Origin of the sequence: Candidatus Williamhamiltonella endosymbiont of Tuberolachnus salignus (genome assembly GCF_964019775.1) — a bacterium.
GTDB classification, from domain to species: Bacteria; Pseudomonadota; Gammaproteobacteria; order Enterobacterales; family Enterobacteriaceae; genus Hamiltonella; species Hamiltonella defendens.
Map to the genome: position 1 here is coordinate 1,212,974 of NZ_OZ026471.1, position 16,516 is coordinate 1,229,489.

The window sequence follows — 16,516 nt, forward strand, 5'->3', positions numbered from 1 at the left end:
AATATTTTCAGATCCTCTTGGAAGCTTCTGCATTAAGTCCCCCAATCACATTTTATAAATAAATTCATCGTAGTATAAAGGTCTAACAGAAAACCCCGATAAATTTCTTTTTCATTTTTTAAAAGATATGGAGATCTCTAAAAATGTTTTTTTCACTATGGCAGGTAGGTTTAGATATTCAAATGAGCGGAGTCCGCGCGCTTGCTGTTTTAAAACGCCGTTATGGCTGGCAGGTGCGCTATTGGTGGTATCATCCTCTTGACAAAGGTGTTCTACAAAACGGAAATTTACACAAGCCTGAAAAATTAACTGAGGTTTTTCGTTTATTGGCTCAACTCCTTCCAAAAAATATTTCATTACGTATTAATTTGCCTGCACAAAGAATTTTACAAAAAAGTATTCCTAAACCAGATAAAAGATTAAGAGAGCCAGCCTGCAGAGAATTTATTCAATTTAATGCCAAAAAGCAGTTTTCAATTAATGATCAAACCTTATCATTGGATTATCGAGCTCCAATAAAAAATAGCACGTCATTATTAATGACAGCGGCTCATCAACAAGAAATCAATGCCTGGCAAAATTGTCTTGAAAATGCGGGACTAAAACCGAATGTGATTGACATTTCGCCTTGTGCTTTACGCTATATGGCTGCAGAAGCAAAATTATCACAGGAACATATTTTGTTACATCAGTTGGAAAATGAATGGCTATGGACATCCCCGTTGAACACGCCTTTTCGCTATGGCTTAATTTCTGGAACGCAAGAAAACATAATCGAAGAGCTCCGCTGTGTTTATTCAGACGGATATCGTCCGATGTCTCAAATTTATTACACGGGTCTGCTAGAGGTAGCTCCACCTAAAAATACCATTCCATGGTCTCCTTTTTTAGCATTTAAACAGTTTCAACCCACATTACCTGCGTTACCTATGTCTTTTGCATTAGCAGGTGGTTTGGCTGTACGTCCAAAGGATTTTTAATGTTTCAGGTTAATTTTTTACTTTGGAGGGAGAATAAACTAAAAAAAAAGTGGCTATTTTTGGAGCGGATTTTTTTTACTACAAATACTCATCATCATAACGGTCACTCTATTTATTCATTTTTTTTTGCAAAATGAATATCAAAAAAGAGAAATAACTTTACATTTATTATTACAAAAACATGAAAAATTACAAAATACATATAATAAAACTAAACAAAGATTAATTGATTTGAAAGACATACAATCAAGCATACAAATTTATGAAAATATATATCAAAAAACAAAAAGTTATTTAACATTATTAAATCAATTATCAAATTTTATTCCAGAGCGTTGTTGGTTATTAGAGATAAAACAAAAAGATCAAACATTTATTTTGGATGGAATCAGTCATGATTACAATAGTATTGCACTTTTTATAGAAGGATTAAGTCAAAAAATATTGATCCATAATATTGAATTACAGAAAGTAAGTCAGAAAAAAAAAGGGGTATTTTATTTTACTATAGCAATAAATGAGTTTTTATCATTATAAAGCGATAAATCATGAATAAAAAATTTCAAAATTATTTTAATAGACCAATATGGCAGATTTTTTTATATCAATGGTTTTTTTTAGGTATATTGATTTATGTTTTATATATATTTGATTTGCATCTAATATTTAATCTATTGAAGCTAAAAAAAGACGAAATTTTAAATCAAAAAAAAACGATTGAAAAAATTGAAAATAAATTATCTTTATTACCTGAGTTATTTTATTTAGAAAAAGAAATACAAATGTTAAAATTAGAAAACATTTTTTCATTGAAAATGGAACACCAAAAAAACAGCTTAAAAAATAATTTTTATCAAAAATTTAATCATTTAAACATCCAACTTATCAACTGGGAAAAACAAAAAACAGAAATTAAAGAAAATTTAATACATAAAAATTGGATAGCTTACATTAATACTGATTATTATGGAATCATCAACTTTTTAGTGGAATTACTAAAAACCAATCCTCCGATTTTAATTAAAAAAATAGATATATTTAATAAATCAAAAAATTTTCATGATCTCATTCATGAAAAAGAAAATCTTGAAATGACTATTCAGATCACAGAAATTTTACCTATAAAGGCGATAATTAAAAATGCACAATAACAAGAAAAAATATAAATTTATTTTTTTATTTATTGTTCATGTGTTTACTCAATATAGCTTTGCTAATGAAAATATTCACTATAAAGAACTAAGAAGAGATCCTTTTAAACCTTTTTTGTTAATACCTTGTAATCAAGGTTTGGATAAAATAAAAAAATGGAAACTAAAAGGTGTATTAGGTAAAGAAAATAATTATAAAGCTTGGGTGATTAATCAAAATGGGGAATGGCATCAATTAAAAACAAAAGAATTTATTCTAACAAATTGGGAAATAAATAAAATCACTCTAAATCGAATTAATATGAATTATATTTCCGTTTATCATCCTGAAAAAAAAGACATCCACAAACATTGTGAAAAAAACTTGTCAGAAATAGCACTTTTCCTTGATTAAGGAATATCATAAATGATTTAAAATAATCAAAAAGGTTTAAAATTTGATGATTAAAATAATAAAAATTTTTATCGGGGCCTATTTATTTTTATTAAGTAGCTTGAGTTTTTCTAAAGAACAAAAAGATATTTTTGTCAATATGGAATTTAAAGACACGCCTGTGGTTGTTATTTTACAAGCTTTAGCAGATTATCAAAAATTGAATTTGGTCATTGCAAAAGGGGTACAGGGAAATCTAAGCCTAAGATTAATAGAGGTTCCTTGGTCACATGCATTAGATGTGATTTTACGGATGAGTCAATTACGAATTGAGCGTAAAGATAATATTCTTATGGTTTTTACAGAACAGGAAATCATTAATAAACAAATAGAAAAATTACAGATAAAAAAAGAAAAAAAATCCCAATCAAAAAAAATGAATTATTTAATTTTTACATTCCAACATGCAGACTCGGAGGAAGTAGCAAAAAATTTAAGTGCCAACAGAGGTTTTTTGCTTTCTCAAGAAGGGAATGTGATAGCAGATAAAAGAACCAATAACCTTTTTATTCATGATACAGCACAATCTTTGGCAGGATTAACAAAATGGTTAAAAGAAATAGATTCTCCTTTACGGCAAATAGAATTATCAGCTCATATTGTGACAATGAGCAGTGAAAATTTATATGAATTAGGTATTAGATGGGGCATGAATGCCTTAGAAAAGGGCAACCCGCTTGGAATTAAAAATTTTAATATTAATTTACCGCTAAAAAACACCGCAATTGCTGCAAATTTTCAGGTTGCAAGCATTAATAGCCGTCTTTTAGATCTTGAGCTCAGTGCATTAGAACAAGAAAATCAAGTAGATATTATCGCGAGTCCCCGCTTGATAACTTCTCACCAGCAAACAGCCAGTATCAAGCAGGGCACCGATATTCCTTATCAAATCAATGGTAAAAAAGAGAATGTCAGCATTGAATTTAAAGAAGCGGTATTAGGGATGGAAGTCACTCCTACCATATTAGGCAATGATAAAATTAGATTAAAACTAAAAATCAGTCAGAATATGCCAGGTATGGCGATTAAACGCGGGGATGCAGAAAATCTTGCGATCGATAAACAGGAAATCACCACACACATTATAGTAAAGCATGGTGAAACGATTGTTCTTGGAGGCATTTTTCAGAAAAAAAATAATCATCGAATCGATAAGGTACCGGGGTTTGGAAACATTCCTTTTTTGGGGGCTTTATTTAGACAAGATGTTAATCAACAACGACGGCGTGAACTGGTCATTTTTATTACACCCAAATTGATTCATTAGAGTGATTCTCATATATTTCAGCTTATTAGATATGGCACTGTTAACAAAGTCTGTTTGTAAAAATAAAACTCATTATTTTTGCTTATTTGCTTTCAATAAGCCGGGAGCCGTTTTATTTTTTTATGATCAATTATTTTTTTGTTCGCGATGAGTGATTTTTGCGTCTTTAAGTGAGTTTGTTAACAGTGCCATAGTCAATCAAGGGTGTATTACAGTGGTAGCGACTTGTCCTGCAGCAGGGTTTAATGGGTTCCAGTGTCTGTGTAGAGTCTCTGTCTGAGACGCCAGTGATTCACTTTGTGATGACGCAAAACCCGCCATGGATTCAGGCAATCTTCCTGCTGTCAAGTCAGACTCCGAGACCTTGCTCACTGCCCCAGGAGAGCCTGCCCCTAAATCCAGGCGCTTATTTTTCAGCGCGCTGTCATGACGTACCATCACCCTGTCATTTTGGTCCGTTCCCTCAGGCCTGCCAATAGAGACCAGACCTTCTTCGTTCACCTCTACAGGGGCGACATCCCCATTGAGGTCGATTAATGAGAGAGGACGGTCAGGAGCCTCTTTGATGAAATGTTTGATACGGACACTAGCGTGGGTATCGCCGACAGGGCTCAGCACCACGTCGTCTTTGTCTGTGGTGAATACCGTCTCTTGCAACAACCAGGGGACTTCTACTCTATCCTGTATCAGAGGGTCGTCCTTATGATGAGGCATGACATGACGATGAATGACGATGTCCCGTTTTAAAACCGCATTCTCTACCACATAATGATGGGCCATGCCGGTGCCCATCAAAAGCTCTTTTTGGTGAAAGTTATCTAAAATCAGGGGAGGCACAGGCCATCGGCCATCCGCCTGTTGCATGAGCGTTTCAGGAAACCCGGTGATGAACATGCCATCCCGGGTGTACAAAAAATAATGATGCTGCAGGGCTCGCGTCTTTCCTTGTGCTGGGCCGTACATGTTTTTGAATCTCACCTCAGTGAGACTCTGGTTATCATTTCTCAGGGTCAACACCATGTCGCCCCCCGACTCTGTGTCCTTGAGAGACAGGCTCATCACATTGGCCGCGTTATAATCTAATATGATGTTGCTGGTGTCATGTTGACCCACGGTCTCTTTGACCTCTATTTCGGTCAGCGTGTCTGCGGCGCGGTTGTTTTGTAAAATGCGATAGCTGTCGATGCCCTCACCTCCTGTCGCGGTCCCTGAGCTCAAGCTTAAAATGTCATTCCCACCGTGACCTACCAGGGTATCTGACCCACCGGCACCCTCCAGATGATTATTCCTGTCGTCACCAATCAGAATATCATTCGTCTCACGGTGACCTATCGCATGTTCGATATTCTCTAATGTCGCTATCTTGGTATCCTCGCCGACATATTTGACCTCTCCTTTGTGCAGGTCAATCTGATAGCCTCTGCCGTTAGCCGGCTTGACCGCCGCTATCACGGTGTCCTGGTCATCTTTCGCGCCCTCCTCAGCACGGATAGGGCCCGCACCGTTGAAATGGCCGGGTTGACTCGGTGCCTGCTGCCCTTGCAGTAAAAAAGTATCGGCGCAAGACCCGCCCGTGAACTTTTTGGTCCCCCCCCCGACGTCGAAATAGTTCCGCCTCGATGGCTGTCCTGTCATTTCATCCTCACCATCACCCAATTTGTAGTAGGCAATCAGGTCCCTCTCACGACGGCTCTCAAAAGGATGCGCATGCACCTCCCCTTGCTCGTTTAAAGAGATTAACTCCAGATGAACAGCGCCCTGGCGGATACCCACTATTTTCTGTTCGTTCTGCTTCGCCAGCCGGTTAGGCCGATACGCGACCTTTGCCCCTTGCTCTTCACGGCTTTTGTCGTCGCTCGCCTCCCCCAGGGTCCCCTCTGCCTGCCCATAAGACATCGTATAACTCCCATCATCCTGAATGACCACCAAATCTGAACGACCATCCCCATTCATATCATGCAGCTGTAATTGCGACGGATTAAAAACGCCTCCAAATCCCTGCACCGCCGCCTGCGTTTGATTCGCTAAACGTCTCAAGGGCTGTCCAGGCGTCCGGCTCCCCAATCGCGTCTCTAATTGACCGTCCCTGGTCACAGAAAGAATATCTCCCAGGCCGTCCCCATTGATATCCCCCGCAAGATGATGGAGATATTGAGCAGAATGAAGAGGGGCATCGGGATGAGATACCTCCTCGGGCATACCCAGCATCTTGCCGGCATCACCATAATGAACATACAGGCTGTTTTTCACAAACGACACCCAATCCGGATGCCCGTCTCCATTGACGTCCGTCAATACCGGCGCGGCCTGTGACAGCGCGGGTAATTTGACGCCCTTGATTGTCTTGAAAACAAAGTCTTCCGTGGGTTGCCCCAGCAAAATCTGGACAGGAGCCCCGCTATCCAAGAAAAACATGATGTCGTCCAGACCATCCCCGTTGATGTCCCCCACCAGATGACGCACATGGTTTGCATAAAGCCCATGGTAAAAAGTGTTTTTCGTGTCCATTTTTTTGACGGGACCATAGGCACCGTTTTCATCTGCAAACAAGAAAAACAGCCCCTCTGGGCTGAAATAACCGATATCAGGACGGCCATCGCCGTTAAAATCCCCCAGCGCGCCCGGTGCGCGATGTCTGCCTTTCATCTCTAGAGACGCCGTCAACGATTGTGTGTTTTCGTCCACGAATCGACCCAGCGATTGACGATGCCCCGCCGACAGGGTCATCATGATATCGGCATCACTCCTGTCGTCTCTCGATGTCAGCGTAGGAGAATAGTATTCATAGTCACTGTCTTCGACCGTCATTTCTCCAGAAATGAGCAAATTCGACTTTAACCGGTTGAGTTTGTCTGACAGGGCCCGTTTCCCCTGGGTTATCTCATCCGGGTGCACGCGGTCTTCCTCCATGCCAGCATGATGCGCGACAATTTTTTTATAGCGTTGAGGGGTCAGTAATATCTGGCCCAGGCTGCCATACACCTTCTCTATCTGGCCATGGCTCAGTAATAACGTTTGGAATTGAGCTGTCTGTGCTTTCTGATGCTCTGCCTGGGCATGGGCCAACATTTGATGGCGACTGGCCTGATTGGCGAGCTCGGGGGCTAAATATTCACCGCTAAAAAGACGCCAGCCACTATCGAGTTCTTCTAAAACGCTCAACTGAACCCATTTTTTCAATTCCTCTACTTGACGCACCGCCGAATAAATCATTCCCCCCAAGACCAATCCCCCTCCCATGATGAGCCCAGCCGGGCCCGCTAACAGCGACGCCTGGCCACCCACCGCAAAAGCAATCGCCATCCCTATATTTAACATCGCTCCCGCAACGGAAAGCGCATCGTTCACAATCAAATCCTGACGCGCTTTTGGCTCGGCCGTGCTGGGCAGCTCACTGAAAGCGCGATAGGCCTGAACCATATCAAACCCACTGGATAATGCCCCTAATACGGGCCCCCAAAAACGCGCCACGTTCATTCCAACGCCCGATGAAATCCCATTTTGCACTAAACGTCTGCCGTATTGACCTAACCCAGATTGGGTCGCATCAATCCCGATATTCGAGCTGAAAGAGGCGATGGCCAAATGATGTTGAAAAATCAATTCTTCTTTTTGTGTTTCTGTTAGCCCCCCCTTGTTCAAGAGATCCCGATAGTCTTTTAAATCCCGCAACCCCCTCAGGTAACCGTACCCTTGCATCCCAAAACCGGCTCGAGCGCTCAATCGATTGAGACGCCCCCCCCCCGGCGGGAGCCAGCACGCTTTTCAACGACCCCCAAAGCGCCGGCGGGATGTCGAGGCTCGATGTCATCGGCGCCGGCGCCCTTCGTTGGACATGTTCATTAATCCGGTTGAGTTGCTCTGAAGCCACCATGGTCGACGCCTTATCGTCCCCCTCTAGCAGAGAGGGCGGGCTTTTCACGTCCAGCTGTTGTTTCAAAAAACGCACGGCCTGCTGGGTGCTCAGCTCACCGCCATCCGCATGATGCAAATAAAACGCCAGACGTTGCGCATCAAACCGCAGTTTTTCCACCACATTTCCTTTTCTAAAGTGCTCGGGAGACAGGGGCTGGCCCTCGACCATGGCCCCCATCTGATGTAAGGCCTTTCTGCTCAGGGAAATCTCCCCGGCGTCCGATGACCGGTCCCCTGACGGGGGCTCATCCCCTGAGCCCGTTTGTAATGACGCCAGGGCAGACCTCGGTTCCACCAGAGAGTCCAGGGGCGGCTCCCAACTCGACAGCGTCTCCTCAGACAACACCCCAGAGACCCTGTCAGAAAAACGGGTTTTCTGTACGACCAGTTCACCCTCAGGTGTCCAGCTGAGCACCACTTTATCCGGGATCTCCTCACTGGCCGCTTCATTGACCACCGAGAGTTTTCTGCCCTGGGCATTCACCCTCACAGGGAGCCGACGAGCGCCAATATCTGTCTGCCATCCTGCCTCATGCTTGAGGGCTTCCCCAAAATGCTGGGCATAGCTCTTGTCTTCCACGCCGGCTGCCGCCAATGAACACCCCACCAGGCTGATGTATTTGGGTCGGGGATTGATACGAAACTGCTTTTTGAGTTGTGCATTCAACGCGATGAGTTGATTCGACAGTTGCTGGGCGCTCAAACCTCCAAAAGTGGCGGGATACCCCTCATTTCCTCCCTCACGACTATGCCCCACCACTTGCCAGCGTAAATCACCTCGAAGCAGATACGGGTCACCTTGCACCACCTCATGTCCTCCGTCCTGCTTCAACTGGATGATGAGGCTTCTTTCCGCATGTTTGCCTGCCAGTTTTTTCGCCGCGTCACTCACCACCCTGTCCTCTTCAAGCTCCACAATGATTTGACCTGCAAAACGGCTCTCAGTATTTGTAATCGTTCTGTTTGGCTCCGATAATCCAGACTGGGTAATGTATAAACCTGCCAGTTTTTTCGCCACTTCACTCACCACCCTGTCCTCTTCACGCTCCACAATGATTTGACCTTCAAAACGGGTCTCAGTATTGGTAATCGTTTTGTTTGGCTCGGATAATCCAGGCTGGGTAATGTATAAATCGGATAAAAAATCGATGTAGTTAGATTGTAATTTATGGGTTTGGGTTTGGGTTTGGGTTTGGGTTTGGGTTTGGGTTTGGGTTTGGAGTTGAGTTGTATCAATATTGGGACTTAACGCTAATAAGGTAGGATTACCTTTATTTTCATTTCTCTCAACCTGAAAACCCTGGTGTTTTAAAAAAGTCTCTATTTCTTTTTGAAATTTATTGATCACGAGTACTTGAGCACCTCTTTTAATAGCCGGTATTACATCATCTTTAATTTTTTGATAAAATTCATTTTCATTTGTATATTTGTTATTGAGATAATCGCTTAATATAATTAAATCACCAGCACCGATATTCTTTCTTTTTAATAACGCCCAGCCATCTTCATTAAAAAATTCTGTGTCTTCCTTTGTATTTTTATGAATGTGATGAATAAACTTTATTTTTTGATGATTAATTATCGATGGAAATATGCGTGTTTTATTTTTTTGTTCAACAAAAACTGAAATCGGAAGATTAAGCACATATGTATCTGGTTTATTAAGCTTTACATCAATGCTGGAATCATCTTTAAAATGAAATGAGTTTTGTGCAACATAATATAATGCCGCTGCATAGGCATTGAAATGTTTCGCTCGAATTGGATCCTGAGGTATATCCAAAATCAGTCTGCCATTATCGCTTACGGAAGAAGTTAACATAATTAAACTTTCTTCAAAGTAATACATTATATTCTCACGAAAATTTTTTTTTATAGTTTGGTTTATGTTTGAAGAATTTGATTCAATAAATAATTCGCTATTAAAGTTTAATCCATGTTTTTGGGCTATATTTAATATATCGTTTTTAATAACTTCAATATTTTTCAATACCTCATCGGGATAATTAATAATCGCTTTTTGAGTCAAGATCACAAAAGGATTAGTATCATTTATTATGATTTTTCCTTTAAATCCCAATAATCTTATCCAGTTAGAATAGATCGCTGATCCAGACATGGGTTCTATTACGCGCTTGATAACGTGACCACTATCATTTTTACGATTAATGATATCTGCAATCAATTTACCATTCACATAAAATAGTTTTTTTACAGTGCTGCCAGGCATTTTAAAAGAGGACAGGCCTTGTAAATTAAGCTTGATATTACCATATAGGTTTTCCCCTATTACTTTTTTGTATATTTCTTTTTTTCTTTCTTCAGGCGTTTTACTGGAATCATTGATTGTTTTTTGCATGTAGCTCGAAAGCATATTATTGTTGTGATTTAAGGCTGTGATAGGATAATTTGGATTATTCGTACTTCTTGATTGATGATATATAGTGTTATTTCCATATTCAGATTTTTCTAAACCATATGATTTTGGTTCTGTTATATCAATAAAAAATGATGGCATTTGTCCTTTTTCTGTGACTTTCGGTATTTTTTGATTCATATCTGATAGATCTGTTTTTTCTAACTTTCTTTTTCTCGTGCTTTCTTTGGTTATTCTTTGTGTTGGAAGGATTGATGAAATAGAGAATTCAGGAGTGAGATTGACGGGGTTAACAATCGGGTTCTGACTGAGGCTATGATTGGTATCATTAGTTCTTGCCTGCGTTGTAGGCACTCGATGCATAGAGAGGTTAAGAGGAGCTTCCTGCATAGGAGGATAAAGAGCGGGATCAGCAGAATTGACAGCCAGATTTCGACCCGAGTCGTTATTTATGTCATTTAATGATGTGAATTTGTTAGATAAAAAATTTTTTTTCCCATTTTCCATAGCTTAATTCCTTGTAATGAGCAAACTGGCGAGAAGCCCCGATCTGTGACGATGGTGTGAATATTGTATGCCGATGATGTTTTGAAATTCCGGACAGCCTTATAAAGCGCTGCTGTATTAATGGATAGTCAATTAAGGTTGGTGGGCTTATACGCCTTGCGGTAACTAAAAGTATTGAGGGGATTAATGCATTGAAACCGTGTGGACATGTGGCGTTTATGTAACATATGTTGCTTTCCCTTTCAGTAAAATTTTAACTATTCCATAAGTTTTTTATCCTAACATAGCTATACATGACTTTAAAGACCATTTAATTAACAATCCATATTATCTGCCGCTTTATCATTGTGAATACACTCATTATCATCCTAATCTTTCCATGATGCGATTTGAGAATTTTTTGACGCCATATTGCCAAAAATCTTGCCATTTTTTAGAGATAGGATCAATGATCGTTTTTAAACGATAAAACCAGCATCTTCAGGTTGAATAAGTATATCAATGGCGTAAACGTGATGGGCTACAAGACACCGCCCCATTTCTCATTGTTTGCAGACGAAGCTGGGCTGCCCAAGCAGCCATCACATCATTACACTTTCTATCTTTATTTATTTCACTTGCATTTTATTGGAAACTGACTTGACGCCTGAAACACCACGAGTCACCTTTATTGCCTGTTGAATTGCTTGAGGACTGCTAACAAAACCACTTAATTGCACTTTACCTTTAAAAGTTTCGACATTAATTTCCGTTGATTGCAAATTTTTTTCTGCTAACAAAGCCGCTTTGACTTTGGTGGTAATCACAGTGTCGTCCAAATATCCCCCCGTTCCTTCTGATTTTTTAGTAGGCACACAAGAAGAAACTGCAAAAGTTAATAAAATAACACTCAATAACAAAGTTAAAGTTTTAATCAGTTTCATAAAAAACGCTCCAATATTTTATTTTTTTCATCAACTAAAAAATTATTTTTTCTATCTATAACTAAAAGGAATATTAAGTATTAATTAAAAAATAGGATTATTCAAATTATTATTAATCATTTATTATATGATTTTAAATAAAAATACTCATTTTTTAATATGATTTTGAATCAAGAACAATAATAAAATGATTTCTCTATATGCATTATTTTTTATTTTTAAAAATAAAGATCTATTTTAAAAAATTTCATTCATTTTAGAGAATATAATTATTCTTTTTTAAAATTCGTTTGGTTTTCATCATGATAGAAAAAAAGACAAGTATCATTTATGATCTTCATAGCCATACCAGTGCATCTGATGGTTTATTAACACCCATGCAATTAGTGCATCGAGCCGTTACAATGGGGGTTCATATTCTGGCTATCACGGATCATGATACGACTTCAGGTTTAATGGCAGCAAAAAAAACCATCCAGGAACAGCAACTCCCAATTCAATTAATTGATGGTGTGGAAATTTCTACTTTATGGAGAAAATATGAAATACATATTGTGGGGCTGGGTATTGATATAAATCATCCTGTTATAAAAGCATTTTTAGACAAGCAATCAGAACGGCGTTATGAAAGAGCTCAAAAGATCAGTGCAGCGCTCGAAGAAATAAAGATCTCCAATGTTTGGAAAGGAGTTCAGGATTTAGCAGGCAAAGGGCTGGTGACTCGAGCCCATTTTGCTCGCTATTTACTGAATTTAGGTAAAGGCTCTAATATCAAGCAAATTTTTAAAAAATATTTGGTAGAAGGCAAACCAGGCTATGTCTTGCCTGAATGGGGCAGCATAAAAGAAGCGATAGAAATCATTAAAAAAGCAGAAGGATATGCTGTTTTAGCGCATCCTGCGCGTTATGGTTTTTCAAATCGATTATTAAAAGTGCTTCTGGCATATTTTGCGGATCAAGGCGGGGATGCCATGGAAGTCGCACAATGTCAGCAGGCAACGCATGAACGTACATTATTAGCGCAATATGCCAACGAATATCATTTATTAGCCTCTCAGGGATCAGATTTCCATCACCCCTGCTCCTGGATAGAATTAGGTCGTCATTTATGGTTGCCTGCAGGATCTGAGCCGATATGGGATCACTGGAATATCACAGTAAGTCAACCTTCAAAGATGATATAGGTAGATCATGAGTCAATTTTTTCACCTTCATCCTAAAAATCCTCAAATACGCTTAATCAATCAAAGCATTGATCTTCTCAAAAAAGGAAGTGTGATGGTTTATCCCACGGATTCTGGCTACGCTTTAGGCTGTCTTTTAGAAAAAAAATCCGCGCAGGAGCGTATTTGTCAAATTCGGGAAAGAACAAGCGATCATCACTTTACCCTGGTTTGCCGTGATTTATCTGAGATTGCGCTTTATGCTTACCTTGATAACAGTGCTTTTAGATTAATTAAAAACAACACGCCTGGGCGCTATACTTTTATATTAAAAGCAACGAAAGAAGTCCCCCGTCGTTTAATGAATGAAAAACGGAAAACCATTGGTTTACGAGTGCCTTCTAATGATATTGCCTTAGCATTGCTAGATGCATTAAACGAACCGTTGATGTCAACGACGCTTATTTTACCTGGCGATGATTTTGCACAATTTGATCCAGAACAGATCAAACAAAAGTTAGGAAAAAAAGTCGATCTCATTATTGATGGAGGTTGTATCGCTGAGCAACCGACTACGATCATCGATCTTACAGATGGCAATCCGGTATTAGTTCGATCAGGAGGAGGGGATACAAGCCCTTTTTTATAATCTATACCAATTTAAGTCTATCTTCTTTTTTTATCACGACGCCTGTGAAGGCGACACAGAGGCTTTTTATGAGTGAAAAACTGCAAAAAATTTTAGCGCGGAGTGGATATGGCTCACGGCGAGAAATCGAAGAAAAAATCCAACGAGGGCTTGTGAGTGTGAATGGTAAAATATCCACACTCGGTGATCGCGTTTCTGTTATGCCTTCCACCCAAATTCGCCTGGATGGGCGAATACTTCCTATTACAGAACCACAAAAAATACCCTGTCGTGTTTTAGCTTATTATAAAATTGAGGGTGAGATTTGCACAAGAAAAGATCCCAAAGGCCGGCCGACTGTTTTCGATCGTCTTCCCAAATTACATGATTCACGTTGGATAGGAATTGGGCGGTTAGATATCAATACGTCTGGTTTACTGTTATTCACTACGGATGGAGAGTTAGCGCATCGTTTGATGCATCCTAGCCAAGAAATAGAGCGTGAATATGCCTCACGCATTTTTGGACAGGTCAATGAGCCAAGCATCAAACAGCTCACCCAAGGCATTCAACTAGAAGATGGTATGGCTGCTTTTCGTCGCGTCACCTTTGGAGGAGGTGAAGGGTTGAATCATTGGTACAACGTCATTCTGACTGAAGGTCGAAATCGTGAAGTGCGCAGGCTCTGGGAAGCGATTGGCGTACAAGTCAGCCGTCTGATTCGAATACGATACGGTGATATAAAATTGCCAAAAGGGTTGCCTCGTGGCGGATGGAAAGAGATGGATATCAGTACTATTCATTATTTACGGGAGCTGGTGGGGTTAAAAAAAGACATCACCAATACACTGCTTATTGAAAAAAAAGAGCAGCGATTTTTTAAACCTCGTCAAATTCGTCGCGCTGTTAAACGACATGTGATGTCCTCTACACGGAGTTTTAAAAAGAAAAATTAGCCTGTAAGAAAACTGTAATGCCATGGGTCCGTGGGTTAATCTGAATCATTTGCGTCAGTCGAGAAGCTTAAGAAGAGCCACTCGGTGAACGATTATTTTGTGAACACATTTCCTTCGCAAAGACACTATATTGAAAACAAGTGAATCAGCTAGGCGGCACTGCGGTTTGATATCCCTTGCGTTTTTACAGTGCCAAAATGAATGGTTAAAATTTCCAGGTCATCCCTAAAGAGATATTCCAAGGGGATTATCTGTTCTCCCCCTTCCTGTATCCAGCCACAGCGCTGACATTCACTGACTGGCTCATATGATTAAGCGATTTAAAAATGATTCATTGATATATTCAAGCAAACAAGGAATCGATGTCACAATGAAGTTCTCTTCTTTTACTTTTAGCGTGAGCCTATGCGTGTTCAATGGGATGCTTAGGGGAGTAAGGAGGCAAATATTCAATCATATGCCCCGCATTGACAAAGAAAGCGGTTTAAGATTTGTTTTCAATAAAATTATATAATCGGGAAATTATTCATTCTTTTCACCACTTAGCCCATGCATGTTTATTAAGGTTTAGACCTAATGAATTCAAAATTTATTAAACAAATTCAAAAACGTAGAACTCTAGCCATTATTTCCCATCCTGATGCAGGTAAAACCACTATCACAGAAAAAGTCTTGTTATTTGGACAAGCCATTCAAATTGCGGGCACGGTCAAAGGCCGAGGCTCGAATCAGTACGCAAAATCCGATTGGATGGAAATAGAAAAACAACGAGGCATTTCCATCACCACTTCGGTGATGCAGTTTCCTTATAAAGGATGCATGATTAACTTGCTGGATACCCCAGGCCATGCGGATTTTTCTGAAGACACTTATCGCACTTTAACAGCAGTAGACTGCTGTTTAATGGTGATTGATACCGCGAAAGGGGTAGAAGAACGGACTCGAAAGTTGATGGAAGTCACCCGGCTACGTCATACCCCCATTTTAACCTTCATGAATAAATTAGATCGTGATATTCGTGATCCCATAGATATTTTGGATGAAATAGAAAAAGAATTAAAAATTGCCTGTTCGCCTATTACTTGGCCTGTGGGATCGGGCCGATATTTTAAAGGTGTTTATCATTTGTATGAAGATAAAACCTATCTGTATCAAACAGGAAAAGGTCACACTATTCAAAAAATAAAGAGCATCGAGGGTTTAAATAATCCTGAGTTGGAAGTTGTCCTGGGAGAAGATGTTGCAACCCAATTACGACAGGAACTTGAGCTCATCAAAGGGGCATCTCATAAATTTGATCTAAACGCTTTTTTATCTGGTCAATTGACGCCTGTTTTTTTTGGCACTGCACTGGGCAATTTTGGGGTGGATCATATACTGGATGCTTTGGTGACATGGTCTCCATCGCCGACAGAGCGTGAAGCTGAGCAACGTAAGGTGTTTGCAGAAGAAGAAAAATTAACGGGATTTATCTTTAAAATACAGGCAAATATGGATCCGAAACATCGAGATCGCATCGCTTTTATGCGTATCGTTTCTGGATCTTATAAAAAGGGCATGAAATTATTTCAAGTGCGTACTCAAAAAGAGCTCATGGTCTCAGATGCACTCACTTTTATGGCAGGTGATCGCACACAGGCTGAAGACTCTTTTCCTGGTGATATTATTGGCTTGCATAACCACGGCACCATTCAAATTGGCGATACCTTCACGCAAGGTGAAACCCTAAAATTTACAGGTATTCCTCATTTCGCGCCTGAATTATTTCGTCAAATTCGCCTCAGCGATCCTCTTAAACAGAAACAGCTTTTAAAAGGCTTGATCCAACTGTCAGAAGAAGGGGCCGTACAAATTTTTCGGCCTCTTTCGAATAACAATATGATTTTAGGTGCTGTAGGAGCACTGCAATTTGATGTTGTCGTTTCGTGTTTAAAAAACGAATACCATGTTTCTGCAGTTTATGATGTGGTGAACATCTGCACAGTGCGTTGGGTCTCTTGCTATGAGAAGAAAGAATGGGCGGAATTTACAAAGAAAAACGAGAACAATTTAGCGTTAGATGGAGGTAATCATCTGAGCTATCTGGCGCCGACCTTAGTCAATCTTCGAATGGTTCAAGAACGTCATCCCAAAATCATTTTTAGAAAAATACGAGAACAGTGAAATGTAAAAATGACAAGAATAAAACAGGGGTTAAAAACTTTTACAGCCCGGGA

The 16,516-nt window shown here is 39.9% G+C and carries 12 protein-coding genes; 9 read left to right on the top strand and 3 right to left on the bottom strand.

All coding sequences use genetic code 11. The annotated features are described in order from the left end of the window. Positions 1–143: 143 nt before the first annotated feature. The 5 genes from pilM (at position 144) to hofQ (ending at position 3,831) form a co-directional block, all read left to right on the top strand. The gene (pilM, locus tag AACL23_RS05950) at positions 144–980 is read left to right on the top strand and encodes a type IV pilus biogenesis protein PilM (protein WP_339050674.1); all 837 of its coding nucleotides are present in this window, start codon (positions 144–146) and stop codon (positions 978–980) included. Positions 981–1,106: 126 nt separating this feature from the next. Continuing rightward, complete coding sequence (locus AACL23_RS05955) at positions 1,107–1,517, top strand: PilN domain-containing protein (RefSeq protein ID WP_339050676.1); 411 nt, start codon at positions 1,107–1,109, stop codon at positions 1,515–1,517. A gap of 11 nt (positions 1,518–1,528) precedes the next feature. Further along, a complete protein-coding gene (locus tag AACL23_RS05960; protein WP_100096867.1) occupies positions 1,529–2,131 on the top strand; it encodes a hypothetical protein in 603 nt (200 codons plus the stop codon). Further along, a complete protein-coding gene (locus AACL23_RS05965; protein WP_100096868.1) occupies positions 2,121–2,525 on the top strand; it encodes a hypothetical protein in 405 nt (134 codons plus the stop codon). The genes AACL23_RS05960 and AACL23_RS05965 overlap by 11 nt, the downstream gene beginning before the upstream one ends. Positions 2,526–2,571: 46 nt before the next feature. Beyond that, positions 2,572–3,831 carry a DNA uptake porin HofQ gene (gene hofQ, locus AACL23_RS05970; RefSeq protein WP_100096869.1) on the top strand — a complete coding sequence of 420 codons (1,260 nt, stop codon included), beginning with the start codon at positions 2,572–2,574 and terminating at the stop codon, positions 3,829–3,831. A gap of 198 nt (positions 3,832–4,029) precedes the next feature. Here the strand turns inward: hofQ and AACL23_RS05975 are convergent, their stop codons facing one another. The 3 genes from AACL23_RS05975 to AACL23_RS05985 form a co-directional block, all read right to left on the bottom strand. Continuing rightward, positions 4,030–7,308 (bottom strand): FG-GAP-like repeat-containing protein, encoded by a 3,279-nt coding sequence (locus tag AACL23_RS05975; protein WP_339051612.1) that lies wholly within the window; start codon positions 7,306–7,308, stop codon positions 4,030–4,032. A gap of 70 nt (positions 7,309–7,378) precedes the next feature. Beyond that, positions 7,379–10,630: a C80 family cysteine peptidase gene (locus AACL23_RS05980; protein WP_339050682.1), complete on the bottom strand. Its 3,252-nt coding sequence runs from the start codon at positions 10,628–10,630 to the stop codon at positions 7,379–7,381. A 608-nt stretch (positions 10,631–11,238) separates the two neighbouring features. Beyond that, the gene (locus AACL23_RS05985; RefSeq protein WP_015874533.1) at positions 11,239–11,553 is read right to left on the bottom strand and encodes a BON domain-containing protein; all 315 of its coding nucleotides are present in this window, start codon (positions 11,551–11,553) and stop codon (positions 11,239–11,241) included. 302 nt (positions 11,554–11,855) lie between these two features. On the opposite strand from AACL23_RS05985, the gene rnm reads away from it, so the two are divergent. From rnm to prfC, 4 genes are all read left to right on the top strand, one after another. Continuing rightward, positions 11,856–12,737 (top strand): RNase RNM, encoded by an 882-nt coding sequence (rnm, locus tag AACL23_RS05990; RefSeq protein ID WP_339050684.1) that lies wholly within the window; start codon positions 11,856–11,858, stop codon positions 12,735–12,737. Positions 12,738–12,744: 7 nt separating this feature from the next. Then, positions 12,745–13,365, top strand: coding sequence for an L-threonylcarbamoyladenylate synthase (locus AACL23_RS05995; RefSeq protein ID WP_015874535.1), 621 nt, complete (start codon positions 12,745–12,747; stop codon positions 13,363–13,365). Between the two features lie 68 nt (positions 13,366–13,433). Continuing rightward, a complete protein-coding gene (gene rluB / locus AACL23_RS06000; RefSeq protein WP_171967848.1) occupies positions 13,434–14,300 on the top strand; it encodes a 23S rRNA pseudouridine(2605) synthase RluB in 867 nt (288 codons plus the stop codon). A gap of 576 nt (positions 14,301–14,876) precedes the next feature. Then, on the top strand, positions 14,877–16,463 hold the full coding sequence (gene prfC / locus AACL23_RS06005; protein WP_339050687.1) for a peptide chain release factor 3: 1,587 nt from the start codon (positions 14,877–14,879) through the stop codon (positions 16,461–16,463). Positions 16,464–16,516 lie beyond the last annotated feature (53 nt).

Excerpts from the sequence above, each read along its gene's own strand:
- pilM (WP_339050674.1), top strand. The coding sequence starts at position 144 with ATGTTTTTTTCACTATGGCAGGTAGGTTTAGATATTCAAATGAGCGGA.
- AACL23_RS05960 (WP_100096867.1), top strand. The coding sequence starts at position 1,529 with ATGAATAAAAAATTTCAAAATTATTTTAATAGACCAATATGGCAGATT.
- AACL23_RS05965 (WP_100096868.1), top strand. The coding sequence starts at position 2,121 with ATGCACAATAACAAGAAAAAATATAAATTTATTTTTTTATTTATTGTT.
- hofQ (WP_100096869.1), top strand. The coding sequence starts at position 2,572 with ATGATTAAAATAATAAAAATTTTTATCGGGGCCTATTTATTTTTATTA.
- AACL23_RS05975 (WP_339051612.1), bottom strand. The coding sequence starts at position 7,308 with ATGAACGTGGCGCGTTTTTGGGGGCCCGTATTAGGGGCATTATCCAGT.
- AACL23_RS05980 (WP_339050682.1), bottom strand. The coding sequence starts at position 10,630 with ATGGAAAATGGGAAAAAAAATTTTTTATCTAACAAATTCACATCATTA.
- AACL23_RS05985 (WP_015874533.1), bottom strand. The coding sequence starts at position 11,553 with ATGAAACTGATTAAAACTTTAACTTTGTTATTGAGTGTTATTTTATTA.
- rnm (WP_339050684.1), top strand. The coding sequence starts at position 11,856 with ATGATAGAAAAAAAGACAAGTATCATTTATGATCTTCATAGCCATACC.
- AACL23_RS05995 (WP_015874535.1), top strand. The coding sequence starts at position 12,745 with ATGAGTCAATTTTTTCACCTTCATCCTAAAAATCCTCAAATACGCTTA.
- rluB (WP_171967848.1), top strand. The coding sequence starts at position 13,434 with ATGAGTGAAAAACTGCAAAAAATTTTAGCGCGGAGTGGATATGGCTCA.
- prfC (WP_339050687.1), top strand. The coding sequence starts at position 14,877 with ATGAATTCAAAATTTATTAAACAAATTCAAAAACGTAGAACTCTAGCC.